This is a genomic window from Actinoplanes auranticolor, from assembly GCF_018332655.1.
Taxonomy (GTDB): domain Bacteria; phylum Actinomycetota; class Actinomycetes; order Mycobacteriales; family Micromonosporaceae; genus Actinoplanes; species Actinoplanes auranticolor.
Genome location: NZ_BOQL01000013.1, coordinates 49,468 through 71,234, shown reverse-complemented (window position 1 = coordinate 71,234; position 21,767 = coordinate 49,468). Strand labels below are relative to the sequence as shown.

Annotated in this window: 15 protein-coding genes, 1 tRNA gene and 1 pseudogene; 6 read left to right on the top strand and 11 right to left on the bottom strand. The window is 69.9% G+C overall.

Translation table 11 applies throughout. The features are described from left to right. Positions 1-14 precede the first annotated feature (14 nt). A complete protein-coding gene (locus tag Aau02nite_RS05655; RefSeq protein ID WP_212987241.1) occupies positions 15-3,878 on the bottom strand; it encodes a serine protease in 3,864 nt (1,287 codons plus the stop codon). A gap of 100 nt (positions 3,879-3,978) precedes the next feature. Between Aau02nite_RS05655 and Aau02nite_RS05650 the strand changes: the two genes are divergently transcribed. The 5 genes and pseudogenes from Aau02nite_RS05650 to Aau02nite_RS05630 all read left to right on the top strand — a co-directional run bounded on the left by Aau02nite_RS05650 (position 3,979) and on the right by Aau02nite_RS05630 (position 9,526). Beyond that, positions 3,979-5,064 carry a hypothetical protein gene (locus Aau02nite_RS05650; protein WP_212987240.1) on the top strand — a complete coding sequence of 362 codons (1,086 nt, stop codon included), beginning with the start codon at positions 3,979-3,981 and terminating at the stop codon, positions 5,062-5,064. A gap of 20 nt (positions 5,065-5,084) precedes the next feature. Next, entirely contained in the window at positions 5,085-5,444 is a 360-nt protein-coding gene (locus tag Aau02nite_RS05645; RefSeq protein WP_212987239.1) for a CU044_2847 family protein, read from the top strand. A 1,245-nt stretch (positions 5,445-6,689) separates the two neighbouring features. Then, positions 6,690-7,912, top strand: a pseudogene (locus Aau02nite_RS05640) (IS110 family RNA-guided transposase). Positions 7,913-8,280: 368 nt separating this feature from the next. After that, entirely contained in the window at positions 8,281-9,234 is a 954-nt protein-coding gene (locus tag Aau02nite_RS05635; RefSeq protein ID WP_212987238.1) for a tyrosine-type recombinase/integrase, read from the top strand. Further along, entirely contained in the window at positions 9,227-9,526 is a 300-nt protein-coding gene (locus Aau02nite_RS05630) for a hypothetical protein (protein ID WP_212987237.1), read from the top strand. Before Aau02nite_RS05635 ends, Aau02nite_RS05630 begins: the two co-directional genes overlap by 8 nt. Positions 9,527-9,617: 91 nt before the next feature. On the opposite strand, the gene Aau02nite_RS05625 is transcribed toward Aau02nite_RS05630, so the two are convergent. From Aau02nite_RS05625 to Aau02nite_RS05595, 7 genes are all read right to left on the bottom strand, one after another. Further along, the gene (locus Aau02nite_RS05625) at positions 9,618-10,574 is read right to left on the bottom strand and encodes a tyrosine-type recombinase/integrase (RefSeq protein WP_212987236.1); all 957 of its coding nucleotides are present in this window, start codon (positions 10,572-10,574) and stop codon (positions 9,618-9,620) included. A 114-nt stretch (positions 10,575-10,688) separates the two neighbouring features. After that, positions 10,689-10,762 (bottom strand) — tRNA-Pro (locus Aau02nite_RS05620). Between the two features lie 95 nt (positions 10,763-10,857). Further along, the gene (gene der / locus Aau02nite_RS05615; RefSeq protein WP_281420959.1) at positions 10,858-12,264 is read right to left on the bottom strand and encodes a ribosome biogenesis GTPase Der; all 1,407 of its coding nucleotides are present in this window, start codon (positions 12,262-12,264) and stop codon (positions 10,858-10,860) included. Then, positions 12,261-12,941 carry a (d)CMP kinase gene (gene cmk / locus Aau02nite_RS05610; protein ID WP_212987235.1) on the bottom strand — a complete coding sequence of 227 codons (681 nt, stop codon included), beginning with the start codon at positions 12,939-12,941 and terminating at the stop codon, positions 12,261-12,263. Before cmk ends, der begins: the two co-directional genes overlap by 4 nt. A 55-nt stretch (positions 12,942-12,996) precedes the next feature. After that, the gene (locus tag Aau02nite_RS05605; protein ID WP_212987234.1) at positions 12,997-13,737 is read right to left on the bottom strand and encodes a pseudouridine synthase; all 741 of its coding nucleotides are present in this window, start codon (positions 13,735-13,737) and stop codon (positions 12,997-12,999) included. After that, complete coding sequence (gene scpB, locus Aau02nite_RS48035) at positions 13,724-14,653, bottom strand: SMC-Scp complex subunit ScpB (protein ID WP_438841103.1); 930 nt, start codon at positions 14,651-14,653, stop codon at positions 13,724-13,726. The genes Aau02nite_RS05605 and scpB overlap by 14 nt, the downstream gene beginning before the upstream one ends. 494 nt (positions 14,654-15,147) lie before the next feature. Continuing rightward, positions 15,148-16,353 (bottom strand): segregation and condensation protein A, encoded by a 1,206-nt coding sequence (locus Aau02nite_RS05595; protein WP_246594937.1) that lies wholly within the window; start codon positions 16,351-16,353, stop codon positions 15,148-15,150. A 352-nt stretch (positions 16,354-16,705) separates the two neighbouring features. Between Aau02nite_RS05595 and Aau02nite_RS05590 the strand changes: the two genes are divergently transcribed. Further along, positions 16,706-17,878, top strand: a complete 1,173-nt coding sequence (locus Aau02nite_RS05590; protein ID WP_246594929.1) for a hypothetical protein — start codon at positions 16,706-16,708, stop codon at positions 17,876-17,878. Between the two features lie 21 nt (positions 17,879-17,899). Here the strand turns inward: Aau02nite_RS05590 and Aau02nite_RS05585 are convergent, their stop codons facing one another. The 3 genes from Aau02nite_RS05585 to Aau02nite_RS05575 all read right to left on the bottom strand — a co-directional run bounded on the left by Aau02nite_RS05585 (position 17,900) and on the right by Aau02nite_RS05575 (position 21,726). After that, positions 17,900-18,607, bottom strand: a complete 708-nt coding sequence (locus Aau02nite_RS05585) for a glycosyltransferase family 2 protein (protein ID WP_212987232.1) — start codon at positions 18,605-18,607, stop codon at positions 17,900-17,902. Between the two features lie 77 nt (positions 18,608-18,684). Next, positions 18,685-19,359 (bottom strand): YdcF family protein, encoded by a 675-nt coding sequence (locus Aau02nite_RS05580; protein ID WP_212987231.1) that lies wholly within the window; start codon positions 19,357-19,359, stop codon positions 18,685-18,687. Positions 19,360-19,386: 27 nt separating this feature from the next. Further along, entirely contained in the window at positions 19,387-21,726 is a 2,340-nt protein-coding gene (locus tag Aau02nite_RS05575) for a S8 family serine peptidase (protein ID WP_212987230.1), read from the bottom strand. Between the last annotated feature and the right edge of the window lie 41 nt (positions 21,727-21,767).

Sequence of the window (21,767 nt, the reverse complement as noted above, 5' to 3'; positions counted from 1 at the left end):
ACAAAATACGTGAACTAGACACCCTCTGAGACTCTGCGCTCGAGGATCTCCAGCTCTTCCATCGCCATCCGCAGGTGCTGGTCGGCCCAGGCCCGTTCGGCGGGAGGTTCGGTTTCGGTAAGGCCGAGCAGTATCCGCAGCGTCAGGTCGGGGTCGACATCGAGCAGCCGGTGCACCGCGATAGCCCGTAGCTGGGCGGGCGTCGAGGCGTCCCATAGACAGCCGGTGAGAAACCGGACTTCGTCGTCCCTGCCGAGGAGCCGATGACCTCCCATCTCAAGGAGGATGCGGCTCACTCGGGGCTCGTTGATTATCCGCATCGTCACTCGGTCCGCCTCGGCCTCGTCGTGCCTCCGGAGTTTCCCGGCCACGGCGACTCTGGCCGCCGGGTCTCGTCGGGGGTCGAGAGCGAGCGAGGCGAGGATGTCGCGGCCCGGTTGCCCGAGGTGTTGGGCGAGCACGCCGGCGGCTGCTGCCACCAACCCGGTCCAGCGGGGGTCGTCGTCGACGAAGGCCGCGATCGCATCGCGGGCCACGGCCACGGCTTGTGACTGATCCACTCGGGAGAGCCGAGCAAGCGCATATTCGGCTTCGGTGGTGCCGCCTAAGAGGTCGAAAACCCTCCGGTTAAATCCGCCGGCGCGACACCGGAACGTGGCGACCTTGACGAGGTGGTCCGCGCACGGACCGGGTGCGATCCGCCCCCAGAACTCCTCCGCCTCGCGGCGGCATCGGAAGCCCGCCGGATCGTGAACGATGCGGCTCATCGCGGCGGCGCATTGTTCCTCGTCGAGTTCCGCAAGCAGGCCGGCGAACCTGGGGAACCAGGTGGCGCACAGGAGATCGTCGGCCGGATCATAGCGGGAGAAGCTGGTCAGGAAGTCGACGACGTGTTGAACGCCCTCTTGCGGCGCACGCGCGACGCACTCGCTGAGTAGGTCGAACGCGAGCGCAGGTTCGTACGCTCCGATGGTGGCCGCCAACGGGAGCATCCGCTCCGCCTGGTCCGGGCGGGTGGTGACCAGTACGTGCGCAGCCAGCAGTCGGACCGCAGGGTCTATGGGGCCGTCGCCCAGGGCGATCTCCTCCGTCATGCGGGGCGCGTCCGGGTGCCCGGCTTCGGAGAGTGCGGCGATGGCGACCCACCTTTCGGCCGCGGTGAGGCGTTCCCCGGCCAATAAGTCCACGAGTGCCGCGACGGCGGTCGGCCGATGCTCGGGTGACCGCAGGAGATGCGCGGCGGCATGGCACCGTTCCGCCTCGATGCCGGAGTGCTCGCTGAGTTCCGCGAGGAGGCCGAAACCCGGCGAAGGGGCCGCCTCAGCAAGCACGATCGCCGCATCGACCCGGATCGTGCGGTCCCGGATCAGCCCGCGGGCCTGTTTGTGCGCCTCGGCGAGGTCGATCCGGGTCAGATCACGCAGGGCGTCCAGGCGGGTCTCGTTCGCGACCTCCCGGTCGGTGATTAGCAGGGTGAAGGTGAAGCTGGCGTGTGGCAGACCCCTGGACTGCCGTTCCCTCGCGGCCCTGAGCCGGCTGGCATCGGTGCGGCGGTTGTCGATGACCTGAAACCGCAGCAGGGCATCGGCCTCCTCGGGCCGGACCTCCAGGAACAACGTCGTCGCGTCCAACGCCCACAGATTCGGAACCGCGGAGATGGAGTCGGTCAGCTCGCTGCACCGGGGCTCGTAGGCGAGCAGCCGTAACCGGGGAACAGCGCGTTCACGATTGAGCCTTCGCAACAGTGCGGCGCTCACGACACGACCTTGAGCCCCTTTCTTCGGATTGTTCGACGCCACCTCGAGTCGCTCGATCGTCAGCTCGATGACGTCGGCCGGCACCTCTACGCCGTCCTCGCTCAAGGTCACGAGGAAGTCGAGATGCAGAGGTGAACCGTCGGCGAGCCGCTCGCAGAAGCAACGAAGGTGGGCGAGATGCCGGCCGACCCATCCGCCGGCCAGGAAGCTCAGGTAAGAGCGCTCGGCCGCGATGTGGAAGGAAGCAGTTGCCGCACTGATGGTGATCTGTCGATCGAGCCGGAGTGCGGTGACGTGATCGGCCGCCAAATAGTCGGCGATGGTCGCGTGGGTGAAGTCGTCGCGGACGACCAGACCGGTCTGGCGCACCAGATCATCGATCGTCCGGTGCCACACCGCCGGGGTGAACCCCGCTGGCCGGAGCGTTTCGGCCCATTTACCGGCGAACCGGCCCAGCGGCAGCTGACCGTCATCGCCGCGCTGGTGCACGGCGTACGCGGTCAGGAGATCCCGGATGCCGTCCAGAAGCCGCGTAACCGCGTCCGGGCCGCCGGGGAAGTCCCCGGCGATCTCGAGGAGCCGCGGCAGCACGTGGAACTCAGTCTTCTGCCGATCGAGGAAGTGCTGCACGTACATCTCGTATAGTTCGTTGCGGTTCTGGGGCAGTTCCCGCAGCGGATCGGCGGCGTACAGCACCGCGAGCATCGTGGTAACGAGCGGGATGCGGGCGAGATCGGCGATCTGACTGGCCTCGATACGCATGGTCAGTCTTGCTGCGTGGTCCGTGTCCTCACCGGCGTCGTCCATGAAGTGGCCCAGCAGTGCCTTGACCAGAGCTCGGCTCTGGCCGGGCGTGAAAGGGAGCAGCGACACCCCCGGAACCTCTCGCGTGCGGAGCAGGTGCTCCTCAGCAGGTGGCAGGGGACGGGTCGCCAGGAGCACCCGCAGATACGGCTCGCCGCGGGCGGTCGCAAGAGCGCCTAACACCCGAAGCCGTACCTCCGGCCGCAGGATCTCGTCGAAACCGTCGGCGAGCAGCAGCCACGGCGTGCCGGGCAGGGCTTCGCCCCGGAAGTCGTCCCCGACGAGCGGATCGCTGACGAGATGTCCCAGCTCCAGCCCGACGGCGTCCGCGATCCGCGCCGATCGGGAGCGCCCGTTTCCGTCCAGGGCGGACGCCTTGACCAGCACCGGGACGAACCCAACCGGTTCTCCGGCCAGGAGGCGGCGTGCGGTGTCCCGGCGCAGCAACCGCAGGAGGCTGGACTTTCCCACGCCCGCCTCGCCGGTGAGCACCGAGTAGTCGCCGATCAGCCCGTCGACCGATACCGGCTCGCCATCGGCCGAGGCCAGTCGTGGGGCCTGGTGGACGGCGGCAAGGGCTTCGCCGCTGACGCCGAACGGCCCGGTGATCTGCGCGGCCTCGTCGTCGAGGATCGCCCTCAGGTACGCCCTGAGCCGGGAGCCGGGGTGCCGGCTTTCCGCGGACCGTAACTGCGAGTCGCTGAGGATGTCGCGCCAGGAGGCAGAGGCATCGCGCACGAGCACCCCGGCAAAGGCATCCAGTACGGCGGACACCGGAGTCAGCCGCACCAGGGGCGTCTTTCCCGGGGTGTTGTCCGCTATCCGGACGACGGCACACACCATGCCCGTCCGCCAGTTCAGCACCGGAGATCCGCTGAACCCGGCCGTCACCTGACCGTCCGCCCGTTCCAGGACGACATCGTCGCTGCGGGTCGACGGGCCCTGCGCGGTCAGCACGACCGAGTCGCCGGCCCGGTAGGCGCCGTCTGGGTAGCCCTGCACGTACAGCTCATCGCCGGGTGCGACGACGTCCGCGAGTCCGACCGCCGTCGCGTCGACGGCGTCCGCCACGCGGAGAAGTGCCAGGTCGGGTCCGCCTTCGTCGCCCGGCTGGTACCACTCGTCGACCCGCGTCAACTCCAGTTCTCGCCCCTTCCACCGCCCGGTGACCGGACCGGTGGCGTCATGTAGGACGTGGGCGCAGGTCAGAACGAGTCCGGTGCCGACGAAGAACCCGGTCCCCGACCGGGAGTCGGCCGAGATGCCCACGGTGGCGGCGGCCAGTGCCCGGGAGAGCTGATCGCGAGGCTCGTACACGTGAACAAGACCCCTTCCACCGGGCCCGACCGGAGTTTAATGTAGACCGGAAAGCACCGGTCTGGCCACCGGTCCCGCGCCCCAGAGGAGCCGCCGCCAGATGCACCCGGTCTCCGGTGATCCAAGGTCCGAGGTCGAGGGTGAGCCGGGCCGTTTTCTCGTCACGGATCTCATCGACCTGTTGATCGAGTTCGAGCGGGTCATCGGTGACGAGGTCGGCGAATCCGATGTGCGTAAATGGCTCGCGCCGTTCCGTGATGAGACCTCGATCGATGAGGCCGACATCGATCACGCTCTGCGCCTCGCCGAGCAGGACGGTATCGCGACGCGGACGACCGACTCGGTGGGACGGATCTTCTGGCGGCCCGGACGTGCCGTTGCGGCGGACCGCGACCGGGCACAGGAGAACCTTCGCGATGCGACGTTTCTGTTCCTGGTGGCCCGGACGGTCTCAGACATGCCCCCGGAGGAGGTCTTCGTCCGGGACGGCGAAGTCGCTGTGGCGGCCGCGCAGGCCGCGATTGCTCGGCTCGGAGCCGCCATCGCCCGGGAGCCGAAGGCGGTCCGTGCCGCCGTCCTGCTCACCGGCTTGCTGAAGGAGAACAACAACCCGTTCTGGCCGCTGGCCACCCTATTGATCGTCCAGTTCGCTCCGCCGGAGGTAGCGGCGTTGGCCGCTTTCGACCTCGGGATGCATCTGGTCGGCGAGAAGGCGTACGCCCAGGCGGCGGAGACGCTGGCCCTGGCCGTGGACTCCGACGACGAGCAGATCGCCGTGCAGGCCGAGATCTACCGGGCCTACGCGCTTGCCCGGTCCGGCAGCGCCTCGTCCGCCGTTGCGCTGCTGCGTGACCGGGTCGGCGCACGCCCGCCGGCCAATTCCGCGTTGCTCGACCAAGCGGAGGAAGTCCTAGTTCAGCTCCTGGGTGAGGTTCCGGACGAGTATCCGCTTCTGCTGGAGCGGGTTGGTCCGCGTACCGGGCCGATCACCATTCGCGTGGCCCATCTGTTGGCGGCCACCGGACGCGACGGACAAGCGGAATCGGTCTGCGAACAAGCGCTCGGTTCCTCGAATCCGTTCCTCGTGTCGGCCGTGGCTCCGACGCTGGCGCGCATCGTCCGGACCTACCGGGATCTGCCGTCCGCCCTGCCGGCCCTGCGACGACTCCGGGATCACGAAGTTTGACGAGCACGGAAGGAAAACTCGTGGAGGAATCGAAATACCGCGGCGACATCATCCGGGTCCCCGTTGTCATCGACGGGGAACGCATCGTCGTCGAGGCCGTCGCACTGGGAGGAGAGGAGGAGGTCGCTGGCCGGCTTCCCGAGTTCTCCGACGTGACACGGTCGATTGGGGCGCTCACCGAACATGTCGTCAAGGCCGTTCGGCGAGTCAAGCCCGACAATGTCAAGATCGAGCTGGGCTGCGATATCGGCGTCGAGTCCGGCAAGCTCACCGCCGTTTTGGTGAAGGGCACCGCCAAGGCCAACATCAAGATCACCGTGGGGTGGGAATCGACCCCTTCGGAGAGGATCGAGGAACTGCCGCCCGCAGCTGCGGGGTGACGTTCGGGAATGAACCGTCGCCGAAGCGGATGCGGGTGGCTGCGGACCGGACGGGTGGGGGTGCGCAGCGCCTGATGATCGTCCGTGGTCGCAGTAACCGCCGACCACACCTCGACCCGCGGCCTGCCGGCAGCGCGCCGGCGTCGACCTGCTTGGTCGGATCGTCCATGACCGAGACCGCGTCGTCGCCGCGCAACGCCACCCGGCGCACCGGAGCACGCCCGGCACCCTGCTCTCCACGAACCCGACTGCAACGGACCGGACAGCGGCAAGATGATCACCGCGGCGTCACAGGGTACGACAGTAAGTGTTTCACGCCGAGGTCAATCAGCGTCTTCAGCTCGATCGAGTTGTACCCCCACGGCGTGCTAGTGAGCCAAGCCGCTTCTGCTGGGTGCGAGACGTCGCGGTCGGCGTCTGCGACGGTACTGTCCTGCAGAAGCCCCGGACGAGTCCTGATTCGGGCGCGGCCGGCTGAATCACGAAACAACGGCAGGACGTAGCGACCGCTGGGGGCGACAACGGTCGGGTTCGGCGAAGGCGTCAGCCAGCGAACCGGCATAACAGCGCGGCTTTGAGGTGTTGAGGGCTTGGGTCACGCAGGGTTACCGTGGCGCGAGGGGTTCTCACGACCTTGTCGGTGCGGCGCGGTAACGAACCGCCGGGACCGTAACCGATGGCCCCTGAACAGAAAAATGCGGTTCTTATTCTGCCATGTATGGTCCCCCGGTTCGAGCCCTGCGCGGTCCCCCGGTTCGAGCCCTGACCTGCATCTTCGATGAGGTCAGGCTCAAACTGACTGAAGTCGGCGTAGCACCGCAGGCTCGGCGTTTCGACGTCGATGCTCGCCGGGGTACTCGGACGCCAAGCCCAGCCTCGATCCAAACTTCGTACCCACCGGCCCACCACCTGCTCGATGCTGCCAAGCGGTCCATACACCTGCCTGGGCCCGCATCGGCGGAGCCGCTGGAGATCCGGCACGTAGTTCGGCGTTCCAGTTCACCGGGTCTGGGTACGCCCGCCCCCCCGTTACCTTTTGATCGTCCCCAGCCGGGGACTGCTCGGTCGCCTGGCCCGGTATGACTTACTTCCCCTGTCGCATGCATGATCCGGGGGTGTTGTCGCCGGGCTGGGTGGCGCCGACGGACCGCTGATAGGGACAGGGCAACCCTGCAGGATTGGGGTAGGTCTCTTCGTAACGTGGCTGCCGGCAGTCGACGCCGGACTGGCGATCGGGCCTTGTGGGTGACGTCGCGGGGAGGCGATGTGCACGGCGACTACCAGGTATTTCTCGGGCTAGATGTCGGTAAGGACGGCCATCATGCCGTCGCGCTGACGCCGGACGGCAGGCGTCTGCACGACGCGGCGCTGGTCAACACCGAGGCCAAGCTGCGGGAGGTGTTCGACAAACTCACCCGCCATGGTCCGATCCTGGTCGTGGTCGACCAGCCGGCGTCGATCGGAGCTCTGCCGGTCGCGGTCGCCCGCGCCTGCGGCCATCAAGTCGCCTACCTGCCCGGCCTGGCGATGCGCCGTATCGCTGACCTTCACCCCGGCAACGCCAAGACCGACGCCCGTGATGCCTACGTCATCGCCGACGCCGCCCGCACCCTGCCCCACACGCTGCGCCGCGTCGACGCCGGCGACGAAACCCTGGCAGAGCTGGAAGTCCTCGTCGGCTACGACGACGACCTCGCCGGTGAGGCCACCCGCGTCTCCAACCGGATCCGCGGACTGCTCACGCAGATCCACCCCGCCCTCGAACGTGTCATCGGACCGAAGGTGCAGCACAAAGCCGTCCTCGAGTTGCTGTCGCGCTGCGGCGGGCCGGCGGGTCTGCGCAAGGCCGGCCGTCGCAAGCTGGTGTCGATCGCGACCAAGAACGCGCCCCGCATGGGTGAACGCCTGATCGAGCAGGTCATGGCCGCGCTGGACGAGCAGACCGTCACCGTTCCCGGCACCACAGCAGCGGAGAAAATCCTGCCCAGGCTGGCCGACAGTCTGCGCGACGTGCTGCTGCAGCGCGATCAGGTCGCTGCCGAGGTTGAGGGGATCCTTGATGCGCACCCTCTTGCCGAGGTCCTGACCTCGATGCCCGGCATCGGAGTCAGGACCGCAGCGAGGATCCTGCTCGAGGTCGGCGATGGCACGGCCTTTGCCACCCCGGGACACCTGGCCGCCTACGCCGGCCTCGCTCCGGTCACTCGCCGCTCCGGCAGCAGCATCCGAGGTGAGCACCCGCCTCCCGGCGGCAACAAGCAGCTGAACGCGCATTCTTCCTCGCCGCCTTCGCGTCCCTTGCCCACCCGCCGTCGAAGGCCTACTACGACCGCAAACGCGCCCAGGGCAAACGCCACAACGCCGCTCTCATCTGCCTGGCTCGCCGCCGAGTCGACGTCCTGTTCGCGATGCTCCGCGACCAAACGCCCTACCAAACACGGCCCAGCACGCATGCACTCGCTGCTTGACGAAACCCATAGGGACACCCCCCGGAACCCGCATTGCCATATGCCAATGTGCTCCAGGAGGGCGTTTGCTGATCGTCGATCGGTAAACGCTTATCGCCCATAAGGGCCGCCCGCGGTGGCGGCCCTTCGTCATGAGGAGGACAAAATGGAGATCAACACCTACGTACTGCAGGGCTCACCAGCCCCAACAGCCGCCGTCGCGGCTGCAGGGCACCACGCCGCCCCAGCGTTCCGGCGCTTCGTGTCGGTAGCCGGCGCGGTTCCCACGCCCCGTCGCGGTCGACGCCCACACCACGGGCCGTCGCGTCCCCGATTCCACCTGAGTCCCGCCACCAGGGCCAATCCGTTCTGCCCAAGGGGGTCGCTGCATGACGTTTGACCTCGATGCGATGACGACCGGTCTGCCGCAGGGCTGGGTCGGATTCCTACGCGACTGGCACCGCAGCCTGCGCTCGGCGAACCATCCCGCAACCACGCGATACAACTACCTGCTGGCCGCTGTCCAACTCGCCCGCTTTCTAGCCGTGCAGCCTTCTCACGATCGGGACAGCGCGTGCGCCACCCCAGTGGACGTCACCCGTCACGACCTCGAAGCGTTCCAGGCGTGGATGGTGGAGACTCGGTCAGCCTCCACCGCGATGAACAAGTACAAGGCGCTGCAACAGTTCTTCCGCTGGCTGATGGTCGACGAGGAAGAGATCGACGAGTCACCGATGCTGCGGCTGCGCCAGCCGCGCACCGCCACCACCCTGATCCCCGTCATCTCCGACCAAGACACCACCACGATTCTGGATACCTGCAGGGGCAAGGACTTCCTGCCTTTGCGCGACACGGCGATCATCCGCCTGTTGTGCAACACCGGAGCACGTCTGTCCGAGGTGGCGAACCTGCGCCTCGACGACGTGGATCTGGCACTGGACACCATCCGCTACCACGGCAAGGGAGCCAAGGACCGACGCGTGCGGTTCGGCCCGAAAACCGGTCGGGCAATCAGCCGGTACCTACGTGCACGCCGCGAGCATTTAGGAGCCGATCTGCCGCACCTGTGGCTCGCCGCCCGAGGCGCGTGCCCGTTGCAGGCCAACGGCATCAAGATCATGCTTCGCCGGCGCGGCGAGGCCGCCGGGATCGACAACGTCCACGCGCATCGGTGGCGGCACACCTACGCACACCAGTGGAAACTGGCCGGCGGCGACACCGGCGACCTGATGCTGGTGATGGGCTGGACCTCCGACGACATGCCGCGGCACTACGGTGCCGCCGCAGCCGCCGACCGCGCCCAGCAGATCCAGGCCCGGCTCCGGATCGGTGACGATGTTTGACCCCACCGCCGAACCTCGCGAGAGCCGGACGGAGAGCGGGCTGACCCCCCAGCAGCGCAAGCGACGAGCCCGGATCGCCGCTCACGCCTCGTGGGCCGCGACCGCAAACCGCGCCGCCCGCACCGCCAGCGGAACTCAGGCGTTCCTGCGCCGGTTCGAACGTCAGGTCGATCCCGACAACACCCTGCCCGAGGACGTGCGCACCGCCATGGCACTGCACGCCCGCACCGCCTACATGCTGCAGCTGGCCGAAAAGTCCGCAGCGGCGCGCCGCCGTAAACGCGCCTCGTAAGCCACCGACGGCAGCCGGGACAGGGCGGACGTCGTGGTCCGGCCGGACAAGTCCGGCCGGGCCACGACCCAGCACCACCGACGCGGGTGCCTCAGAAGCGTTCCCCGATACCAAGGCGCTGCTGGTTTTCCTGTGCTCTTTCCGCGGCCGCGGACGCCCCGTAGTGCCGGACCATGTCCTCGGACGACCAGCCCAGCAACAGCATCAGATCACCCGTGTCCCCACCGGCACGCTTCCACTCATGCGCGAAGGTGTGCCGCCACCGATGCGCATGAACACCATCCAGGCCGGCGGCCTCGCCGAGCCGCTTGAGCCGGATCTTGATGCCGTTGGGGGCCAGCGGCCGGGCACCACGCTCGGCCAGCCACAACTGCGGCAACTCGCTGCCCGGGCGCTTCGCGCGGGCACGAAGGTAGCGGCTGACCGCCCGGCCGGTCTTCGGACCGAACCGCACCCGCCGGTCCTTGGCACCCTTGCCATGCAGGTGCACCGAGTCCGTGGCCAGATCCACATCATCGACCAACAGCCCACCGATCTCGGACAACCGGGCGCCGGTGTTCGCGTACAGCCGGATCAGCGCCTCGTCCCGCAACTGCACGAACCCGGTGCCCTTGCACACCTCCAGCAGCTTGCGGGTGTCCTCGTCGCGCATCACCGGCACCAACTTCTGCACCGTCTTCGGCTGCGCGACCCGCTCCATCGGCGACCGGGCGATCTCCTCCTCGACCAGCAGGAACTTGAAGAACTGCTGCAGACACTTGTGCTTGTTCAACGCCGTCGACGCCGACCGTGTCTCGATCATCCAACCCTGGAACGACTCCACGTGCGCCCGCGATACCCGCGTCGGGTCATCGGCCGCCGTGACGGCCTCCGGGTCCGGGGAGTACTCGCGCAGGTACCGGCCCAACTGGGCGGCGGCGAGCAGATAGTTGTAACGGGTGGTCTGCGGATGATTGGCCGCGCGCAGGGCACGATCCCAGTCACGTAGATAGCCGGTCCATGCCGGGGACAGGCCAGCGGTGGGTAGGGGGCGGGGTGTCGGGTGCATCAGGTCACCTGCCGAGTCAAAGGGTCCAGTAGCGGCGTGCTAGACCCGGGCAAACCCGATGATCATGAAAAAAGGGCTTCCGCAGTCATCTGACCTGCGGAAACCCTTTCGCTGTCGGGCTGACAGGATTTGAACCTGCGACCCCTTGACCCCCAGTCAAGTGCGCTACCAAGCTGCGCTACAGCCCGATGCCACGCCCCGGAACCCCAGTGCGCGGCAACATCTCAACCCTACCCCAGCCCTCCAACCGACTTACCACCGGCCTGCCGGGACGAGCCGAAACCTACCCGTGGGCCTTACCCCGCCCACCAGGACCGAGCTTCTTCCGGGGCTTCACCGACACCTCGATCGGCGACCCCTCGAACCCGAACTCCTCGCGCAGCTTCCGCTCGATGAACCGCTGATACCCCGCATCCAGCGGCCCCGTCGTGAACAGCACGAACCTCGGCGGCGCCACCCCGGCCTGCGTCGCGAACATGATCCGCGGCGCTCGCCCGCCACGCACCGGGTGCGGCGTGGCCTGCGTCAGCGCCGTCAGCCACTGGTTCAGAGCCCCGGTCGGGATGCGCTTCTCCCAGCTGTCCAGAGCCTTGCGCAGCGCCGGCGCCAGCTTGTCTACGGCGCGACCGGTCTTGGCCGAGATGTTGACCTTGATGGCCCAGGGGATGCGCTTGAGCTCGCGGTCGATCTCCTTGTCCAGGAAGGTCCGGCGGTCGGCGTCGACCAGGTCCCACTTGTTGAAGGCGATCACCAGTGCGCGCCCGGCCTCGACCACCTGCGTCAGCACCCGCTGGTCCTGCTCGCTGATGACCTCGGACGCGTCCAGCAGGACGACGCCGACCTCGGCGGCTTCGACGGCTCCGGCGGTACGCAACGACGCGTAGTACTCCGTACCCGATGCCTGGTTGACCCGCTTGCGGAGGCCGGCGGTGTCGACGAACTGCCAGACTTCGCCGTCCATCTCCACCAGGCTGTCGACCGGATCGACCGTCGTGCCCGCGACCGAGTCCACGACCGCTCGCTCTTCGCGGGCCACGCGGTTCAGGAGCGACGACTTGCCGACGTTCGGGCGGCCGACCAGCGCCACGCGGCGGGGGCCGCGGGGGGCGTTCTCGATGATCGCCGGGGCCGGGGGCATCGCGGCCAGGATCTTGTCGAGCAGGTCACCGGCGTTGCGGCCGTGCAGAGCCGAGAGCGGGAACGGCTCCCCCAGTCCCAGCCCCCACAGCGACACGGTGTCGTTCTCGATGTTCTGGTTGTCCGCCTTGTTGGCGACCAGGATGACCGGCTTGTGGCTGCGGCGCAGCATCCGGACGGCCTTCTCGTCGACGTCCGTGGCGCCGACCATGGCGTCGACCACGAAGATGACCACGTCGGCGGTCTGGACGGCGATCTCGGCCTGGGCGGCGATCGCGGCCGCGCGGTCGCGGGCGTCGGGCTCCCAGCCGCCGGTGTCGACCACGGTGAAGCGGCGGCCGCTCCACTGGGCGTCGTACGGCACGCGGTCGCGGGTCACGCCCGGCTTGTCCTCGACCACCGCCTGGCGGCGGCCGATGATGCGGTTGACCAGCGTCGACTTGCCGACGTTGGGCCGGCCGACGACGGCGACGACCGGGACGGGGCCTTCCTCCGCCATGGACTGGTGCAGTGCGGATTCCAAGGCCGAGACCTCGGAAGAGAAGTCACTCACGAACTCACCTTGCTGTTGAGCATGCTCAGGAGCGTTGCCACGACCTCGTCGATGCCCATGCCCGTGGTGTCGAGCGTGACGGCATCGTCGGCCTGGCGCAGCGGGTCGACCGCGCGGCTGGAGTCGAGCTTGTCGCGGCGGTTCAGGTCTGCCTCGGTCGCCGCCACGTCGGTGGCGTCCTCCGCGCTGCGGCGCTGGGCGCGCGCCGCGGCCGACGCGGTCAGGTAGACCTTGAGGTCGGCATCGGGGGCGACGACGGTGGCGATGTCGCGGCCCTCGACGACGATGCGGGGGGCGGCGGTGATGATCTCCTGCTGGAGGCGCACCAGCTGACGGCGTACCGCCGGGACCGCGGCCACGGCCGAGACCGCGCCGGTGACCTCGGGCCCGCGGATGGCCGCGTCGACGTCCTCGCCGTTGGCGCGGAAATGCGGCGCGCGCGGGTCGGTGCCGATCTCCAGGCCGGTCTCCTGGGCGATCTTGGCGATCGCGTCCGGGTCCTGCAGGTCGGCGCCGGCCTGCAGCACCGCCCAGGTGATCGCCCGGTACATCGCGCCGGTGTCCAGGTAGATGCCGTCGATCGCGGTGGCGAGCCGCCGGGAAACGGTGGATTTGCCCGATCCCGAGGGACCGTCGACGGCCACCACGCATCGTTCGGGCCGCACTGCTTGCTCCACCGCTACCTCCAGGACGTCTGACGGACAACTACCTATTGTGCCGGGCGGGCCCGGCTCAGTCGCCGACGGCCTTGAAGAGGGCGCTCACCTCGGCGTTCGACAGCCGGCGGAAACCGCCCGGGCGCATGTCGCCGAGCCGGATCGGGCCGACGGCCGTACGGATCAGGCGCGACACCGGGTGACCGACCTCGTCCATCATCCGGCGCACGATGTGCTTGCGGCCCTCGTGCAGGGTGATCTCGATCTGCGCGGTCTTGCCGATCGCGTCGATCAGCTTGAACGAGTCGACCTTGGCCGGGCCGTCCTCCAGCTCGACGCCGCTCTGCAGCCGGCGCCCGACGTTGCGCGGCAGCGGGCCGGCGACCTCGGCGAGGTAGGTCTTGGCGATCCCGTACGACGGGTGCATCAGCTTGTGCGCGAGCGCGCCGTCGTTGGTGAGCAGCAGCAGCCCCTCACTGTCGGCGTCGAGCCGGCCGACGTGGAAGATCCGCTGCTCGAATGTGCCGAGGAAGTCGGCCAGCTCGTTGCGGCCCTTCTCGTCGTCCATGCTCGAGACCACGCCGCGGGGCTTGTTCATGGCCAGGTACACCAGCTTGGTGTCGGTGACGATCCGCGCGCCGTCCACACGGATCTCCACCTTGGCCGGGTCGACCTTGTCGCCGAGCTTGGCGACCTTGCCGTCCACGGTGACGCGGCCCCGGAAGATCAGGTCTTCGGACGCGCGCCGGGATCCGACTCCCGCGGTGGCGAGAATCTTCTGCAGCCGCACGGAGCTATCCGGATCAGCCTGAGGCATCGAGCACTTCTTCCACATCGTCGGGCAGGAACGGGGCCAGCGGCGGAAGCTGGTCGACCGAGTTGAGGCCGAGCTTCTCCAGGAACAGCGCCGTGGTGCGGTACAGGAATGCCCCGGTCTCGCCCTCAGTGCCGCATTCCTCGATGAGGCCGCGAGTGCTAAGCGTACGCATGACGCCATCACAGTTCACACCGCGGATGGCCGAGATGCGCGACCTGGTGACAGGTTGCTTGTAAGCGACTACAGCGAGCGTTTCCAGCGCAGCCTGGGTGAGCCGCACCGACTGGCCATCCAGTACGAACCGCTCGACATAGGCCGCATATTCCGGCCGCGTGTAGAGACGCCAGCCACCCGCGGCCCGCCGCAGGTCGAACCCGTGCCCGGCCGCGGTGTACCGCGCCGAGATGTCCTCCAGCATGCCGGCGACCCGCTCGGTCGGCTGCTCGACGATCTGCGCCAGCTGCATCTCGGCGACCGGCTCGTCGACGACGAGCAGAATGGCTTCGAGCGCCGCCCGCAATTCGGCATCGTCCATCGGCGGGAGGGGTTCCGCTTCTTCTCCGGTACGGGTCGACGCCGCACCAGAAGCAGCGGCGCCCCCCTTGCTGCCACGCCCCTGCGCGGGAATCCCGGAACTCGGCCGCGCCCGCGCCACAGGCTGACTCGCCACGGCCCCGGCGGTCACCGCGGCCTCAACGTCGGCGGCACCCCGAGCGGCCGCATCCGCGGCCCCCGACCCACCCCCGGGCCTGACCGGCTCGGCGTCGTCGCCGGTCGGCGGCGCTCCGGTCGCCTCAGCATGGGCCTCGTCGGCGTCAGCAGCGGCGTCGGCGGCGGCGGTCGACGCGGACCCGTCAGCCCGCCCGGCGGGAGTGTCTCCGGCGGGCGGCTCGTCGTCCTCTCCCGGTCCGGGCACCTCCTCCGTGAACGGCAGGTCCACGTCCGCGTCGTCATCGACGTCATCGTCGGCGGCCGCGTCGAAGACATCCCCGGCGTCGTCACCGTCGATCGGCGCGTCGACCAGCGGGGCGTTGCCGATCTCGTTCTCGGCGGCTTCCTCGATGGCGCCCGGCAGCGGCAGCTCCGGCCCGCCACCGACATCGGTCGGCTCGCGCTCCTCGTCACCGGGCATCTCGCGCGGGGCGTCCACGGTCGGCGGCCCCCCGGCCTCCTCCGGGAACGGCGGCAACTCGGCCGGCACCCCGTCACCGGGCGCCGGGTCCGCACCCTCGAAGGCGGGATCGAAGTCGTCGTCGTCATCCGTGAGATCCGACTCGGCGAGCTCCTCGTCGTCGCGCTCCCCCGCCCGGACCTCGGCCTCGAAGTCCCGATCGGGCGGCCGCGGTGCCCGCTCCCAGGGCGGCACCCAGGAGGCGGCCTGCGCGGCAAGGGACTCGGGACGCTCGTCGCTCATGACAGTTCCTCGTCGGTCGAAACACGGTCTGCGGTGCGGTCGGCCCCAGAAGTACCCGCCCCCGCCGACCCGAACTCACCCGGCCCGGCCAGGCCGGAGTCCGCCTCGGCCCCCGCCGGGAACTCCGCCGCACCGCGCCCGTCGCCGCCAGCATCCGCAGCGTCGGCGTCGGCATCGGCCTCGTCGGCGTCGGCGTCGGCGTCGGCGGAATCCGGGATGGGGCCGGGGTATTCGGTGAAGTCCGGGACGTCGAAGTCGTCGAGGTCCGCGTCGTCGTCCTCGTCCTGGTCCTGGTCCACCGAGGCCATCGCGCCCGGCTCGGAGTGGGCGTCCTCCTCGTCCAGGTCCATCGCCGCCGTGTCCGGTTCCGGGGGTGTGCCTTCGTAGTCGTCGATGTCGAGGTCGCCTTCGGCCCGGTCACCGCCGATCCAGCGGACCGTCATCTCCTCCAGCGACACCGGCTGCTCGAAGTCGATCAGGCCCTCGCGGTACAGCTCCAGCAGCGCCAGGAAGCGGGCCACCACCTCGAGGGTGTTCTCGCAGTCGGCGATCAGCAGGCTGAAGGTCGCGCTGCCCGCGCGGCGGAGGCGGTCGCGGATCAGGGTGGCGTGTTCGCGGACGCTGACCCGGACCTGGTGGATGTGCGCGATCGACACCTCGGGCGGCCCGGGCTTGGGCAGGAACTGCTTCAGGGCCAGCTTGAGCAGGCGTTCCGGGCCGATGCCGAGGACCAGGTCGGGCAGGGCCTCGGCGTACCGGGGCTCCAGGGAGACCGCGCGCGGCCAGCGTCTGGCGCCGACGCCCTCCAGGTCCGCGATGACGGCCGCGGCTTCTTTGTAGGCCTTGTACTGCAGGAGGCGGGCGAAGAGCAGGTCGCCGGCTTCCAGCAGGGCCAGGTCGTCCTCGTCCTCCACCTCGGCCGAGGGCAGCAGCCGGGCCGCCTTCAGATCCAGCAGGGTGGCCGCGACCAGCAGGAACTCGCTGGTCTCGCCCAGGTCCCAGTCGTCGCCCATGGCCCGGATGTAGGCGATGAAGTCGTCGGTGACCTGGTGCAGCGCGATCTCGGTCACGTCGAGCTTGTGCTTGCCGATGAGCTGCAGCAGCAGGTCGAACGGGCCGGTGAAGTTGGTCAGCCGGACGGTGAACTTGCCGGAGTCGGCCTCGACGGGCAGGCCGGAATCGGGCAAGCCGAGATCAGGCACGCCGGAACCGGGCAGGCCGGGACCGGGCCCGGCGGCGGCGTCGGGTGACGGCGTGTCGGCGGCCGGGTCCGAGACTGGCTGTTCTGGCACGTGAAGACCGTAGACCACGGGCTCGACAAGCTGTTCCCCGCTCAACCCCGTACCCCCGCCGGCCCTGCGGAACACCGCTCCGCGATGGTTCAACGTCGCTCGCCGCCGCCGGTCACGGGCCGGCCGGCCTTGACACCTCGGTAGTGACCGTTAACATCTCCTTTACATCGATGTCCGTGTATGGAAAGCGCTTACCGGAGCATCGAACACAGCCGTGAGGGCGCACGGCGGCCAGCTCGTCAGCCGAGATTTTGGAGCAGTCATGACCTCCCCAAGCCCGAAGACCACCGCGCGCCGGCGCTGGCGGACCGGCCTGCTGGCCGCCACCACGCTGGTGCTCTCCGGCACCGGCGTCGCCGTCGGCCTCTCCCAGGCCTCGGCCGCCGCCTGCGGCGCCCTGTCGTACCAAGCCGAGGCGACGCTCAGCGGCAGCACCTGGACCGCCCGCCGGGGCAGCAGCACCGTCTACACCGGCACCGACATGCGCGCGGCGGTGCAGGCCGCGATCAGCAGCCTGCCCAGCCGCACGTCCAAGCAGAACGTGCTGGTCCGCGGCTCCGGCTCGATCAGCGCGAACTCCCGGATCTCGCTGCCCAGCTACACGCTGCTGGACGTGTGCGGCACGATCAACGTGACCGGTACCGGCTCCGGCGACCAGGCGCCGATCTACTCCCGCGGCACCCGCGACGTCGAGGTGGCCCATCTCAACGTCACCGGCGCCCCGCTGTACGGCATCTTCATGCGCAGCGTGAACAACCTGATCCTCGGGCAGATCGACATGCGCCTGTCCAGCGGCCTCGGCGTCCGGATCGACAACTACGGCGACAAGTCCGTGCCGTCGCGCAACATCCGGATCGACAGCGCCTACGTCTCCGGGGCCAGCTCGCACGCCGTGGAGACCTACGGCGTCGACGGCATCACCATCGGCACCGTCACGGCCCGCAACGTCGGTGAGTCCGGGCTGCTGCTCAACCAGACGGTCAACGCCACCGTGGGCACCGTCGACGCGGAGAACGCGGGCGCCGGCACCGGCTACGCCGCGTTCCGGATGGCCAACCGCAACGGCCGGATCGGCAGCAGTTACGCCACCAACATCCGCGTCGGGACCGTCAAGGCGCGCGGCGGCGGCCGGGGCATCTTCTGCGTCTCGGAGAGCGGCGGCGCGGTCATCGACCGGGTGGACATCGCCAACACCGGCAACAACTCGGTGCTCATCGAGAACTGCTACAACGTCGTGCTGGCCGGCGCGTCCGGGACGATCAGCGGCGGTGGCGAGGTGCGGATCTCCTCGCGCACCGACTTCCCGGCCTCGTCGAACATCCGCTTCCAGAACCTCACCGTCAGCAACACCAACATCCGGTGGAGCCCGTGCACCGGCACGAACAACACCATCAGCAACGTCACCCGGTCGAACTCCACCCTGACCTGGTGCTGAGATGATGCCGGCCCCGGGCGGTCAGCGGGTCGCCCGGGCCGGCGTCAGCAGGGCCGCCGCCGCGTAGCGCAGCAGCGGCCAGTAGATGCGCGCCGAGTCGCTCAGCGGGCTGAAGTGCGAGGACGCGTTGTCGTCCAGGTAGGTCGTGGTGATCACGACCTGCTCGATCCGGTGCCCGGCGCGGGCCGCCTCGAGCAGCACGTTCATCTCGTACTCGAAGCGCTCGCCGGGGACCGTGCCGAGCCATTCGAGCAGAGCCGACGGGTACGCCCGCAGCCCCGTCTGGGTGTCCTGCACCCCACGGCCGGTGGCGGCCCGGAACAGTACCTGCGTCACCGTGTTGCCGACCTTGCTGCGCAACGGGACGTTCTCGGCGAAGCGGCGGACACCCAGCACGGTGTGACCGGTCTGTGCGACGCGGTCGGCGACCCGCACGATGTCGGTGACGCTGTGCTGGCCGTCGGCGTCCGCGCAGACGACGTCGTGGCCGGGATGCTGCTGGGCCGCGTACCGGAGACCGGTCTTGAGGGCGACGCCCTTGCCCTGGTTGCGGGGGTGGCGCAGGACCGTGCCGCCGAGGTTCTCCGCCTGCCGCAGCACTTCGGCGGCGGCCGGGCTGCTGCCGTCGTCGACGATGACGAACCGGCACCGCGGCGCCACCCGGCGCAGCTCGGTCATGAGAGTGGGCAGGTGGTGGCTGGGCTGATAGACCGGCAGGAGAACGATCATGGACCGGTTTTCCTCGTGCACGTGGTTCTCCTCTGTGGTGTCGCCGGCCCGTCCGTGGGTCCGGTGGCACCGCTTCCTTACCCAGCCGGGCGCCGCGCGTCGCGGGCCCGGCGCAACTCCTTCGGTGGGTTTCGTAACAGGCGCTCGGCGCGGCGCAGGGAGGCGACCATCCGGCGTTCGCGCCGCAGCAGCGCGGCCGGGTCGCGGGTGCCGAGAAAGCCCAGGCGGGCGATGACCCGGGCGGCCCGCTCGGAACGCCACGGCAGCGGCGTCTCTCCCCCGGTGGCGGGCACGTCCAGCAAAGCTCGGGCGCCCACGCCGAGGACCTTGGCGGCGAGCAGGCGGATCCGCGGCAGGTGCTCGCGGTGCGAGACCAGACCGAGCGGGTGTACGGCGTCGAACGCGTACCCGTCGAGCAGCCCGTCCTCCACGGTGTGCACGAGGTTCTCCAGCGTGCTGCGTGACCGGGTCTCGGCGCGCAGGTCCGCGTGCCGGTCGAGGCCCGCCGACCGGGCCTCGCGCAGCATCAGGTCGCCCTCCCGCCAGCCCGCCGGGGGTTGCCCGGCGCCCTCGGTGGCCTCGGCCCAGCCGCCGGTGAAGACGATGCGGGAGACGCCGGGGTGCGCGACGGTGTAGTCCGCGGCGGCCTGGACGCGGGCGGCGCTGGCCGGCGTGAGCGTGTAGTGCTCGCCGGCGCCGATGACACCGCGCCCGAACACGAGCAGCACGGTGGCGGTCCTGCGGTCTTCCACCCGTCGATCCTGCCAGAGGAGGCCGGCCTAGTTCCGGCCGGCCGCCTTGACGATGCTGACCGTGCGGGTGACCGTGGTCGCGTTGCCCGCCTTGTCGGTGACCGTCCAGGTCAGCGTGGGCGTACCGGTGAGCCGGCCGGCCGGGATGGCGAAGACCAGACTCGTGCGGCCCCGGACGCCGGCCGTCCGCTTGCCGTTGACCAGCAGCTCGATGGCGGCCACGCCCTGCTCGTCGGTGGCGACCAGGCTGGTCGCCACCGCGCCGGTGACCGAGGCGGCGGCGGCCGGGCTGGCCGAGGTCACGACCGGGGCCTTGCTGTCGACGACGACCGTGCGCGCGGTGGTGGAGACGTAGCCCAGCTTGTCGGTGGCCCGCAGGACCAGGGCCGTCCGGCCGGTGACGCCCGCGGTGTTCCAGCCGAAGGAGTACGGCGCGGTGGTGTCGGTGGCCAGCACTGTGTCGCCGCGGAGAAGTTCGACCTTGGCCACACCGGAGGCGTCGGTGGCGCTCGCCTCCACCTTGAGCGTTCCGCCGACGACCGCGTCGGCCGCGGGTGTCCGCCAGCTCAGCGCCGGTCCGGCGTTGTCGGCGACGACGGCGCGGGTGACCGTGGTGACGTTACCGGCGGTGTCGGTGACCCGCACGGTGAGGCTGACGCCGGCGTTGGCGCCGGCGCTGTCCCAGGTCAGCGTCCAGGGGGCGGTGGTGGCGGTGGCGACGACCGTGTTCTTGACCAGCAGCTCGGCCTTCGCCACGTCCGTCGCGGTGGTGCTGATGGTGACCGGGACGGTCCGGGTGACCTTGGCACCGGCGGCCGGGCTGGTGATCGTGGCGGCCGGTGCGGTGTTGTCCACGGTGACCTTGACCTGCGCGGTGGCGGTGCGGCCGGCGGCATCGGTGGCCGTCAGCGTCAGGGTGGCCGGGCCGGTGAAGCTGGTCGTCTTCCAGGAGACCTGACGGGCGCCGGTCAGCGGGAGGTTGGTGGTGACGTCCTTGGTGCCGGACTGGGTGCGCAGCTGCACCTTGGTCAGGGCCGTGGCCGAGGTGACCGACGGCGAGAACGTCACGGTGCCGCGGATCAGCTGTCCGTCGGTGAGGCCGAGGCCGGTGATGACCGGGCCGGCCGGCGGGGTCGGCGGGGCCGGCGGGGTCGGGGCCGGGTTCGGGGTGCCGGTCAGCGCGGCCAGGGTGGCGCCGGCGTTGACCCGGCCCTTGGCGACCCATGTGCCCACCGGGTCGGCGCCGGTCTCGATCGCCGCGCGGATCTGCGCCACCGAGGCGGCCGGGGCGGCCGAGCGGGCGAGTGCGGCGATGCCGGCGACGACCGGTCCGGCCGAGCTGGTCCCGGCGTACCAGTACAGGCCGCCGTTCATGCCCTGCGCGATGTTGCTGCCCGGGGCGGCGACATCCACCCAGGGGTCGGCCGCGGTGCCGTGGTTGGACCAGCTGTACCGGCCGTCGGTGCTGGTCGAACCGGCGACGGCGATCGCGTTGGGGTGTCCGGCCGGGTAGCTGCGGGCGCTGACGCCGGAGTTGCCGGCCGAGGCGATGACGACGGCGCCCTTCGCGACGGCGTAGTCGACGGCGTTCTCGGTGAGCCGGCTGTAGTCGGGGCCGCCCAGGGACAGGTTGATGACGTGCGCGCCCCGGTCGGCGGCGTAGGTGATCCCGGCCGCGACGTCGTCGGTGTAGCCCAGGCCGTTCGCGCCCAGGACGCGCACGGGCAGGATCTTGCAGTCCCAGCACACCCCGGCCAGGCCGGCGGCGTTGTTGCCCTTGGCGGCGATGACGGTGGCGGCCTGGGTGCCGTGGCCGTGGACATCCGTGGCGTCGCTGTCGTCGTCGACGAAGTCGTAGCCGGCCAGGAGCCGGCCCGCGAGCTCGGACACCGGGCTGACGCCGGAGTCGACGACCGCGACGGTGACACCGCTGCCGGTGGACCGCGACCAGGCGGCCGGCTGGGCGGTCCGCGTGGCACCCCACTGGTCGGCGAAGGCAGGGTCGTCGGGCGTGACGCCGGTGCTCCGGACGACGTGGTTGAGTTCGGCGTACGCCACGCCCGGGTTGCTGCGCAGCTGCCGCAACGCGGCGCCCAGGTCGGCGGCCGGGACCGTGACGTCGGCCGCGGCCAGCCGGGCGATCGGGTCGGATTCCAGCACCTCGATGCCCGGCGCGGCATCGAGCTGCCCGACGACCGCCGTGGTGCTGGCACCGGACCGGACCCCGACGATGATCGACGACGTACCCGCGACGGCGGGTTCCGCCGCGGCGGCCGGCAGCGCGCCGAGCGCCGAGGACAGGGCGGTGAGGGCGGCTGCCGCCGTGGCGACAGCCTTCAGGCCGGGGCGCCGGGACCGATTCGACATGGCCATCTCCGGGGGGACGGTGAACCCCGTGGCGGGTACGT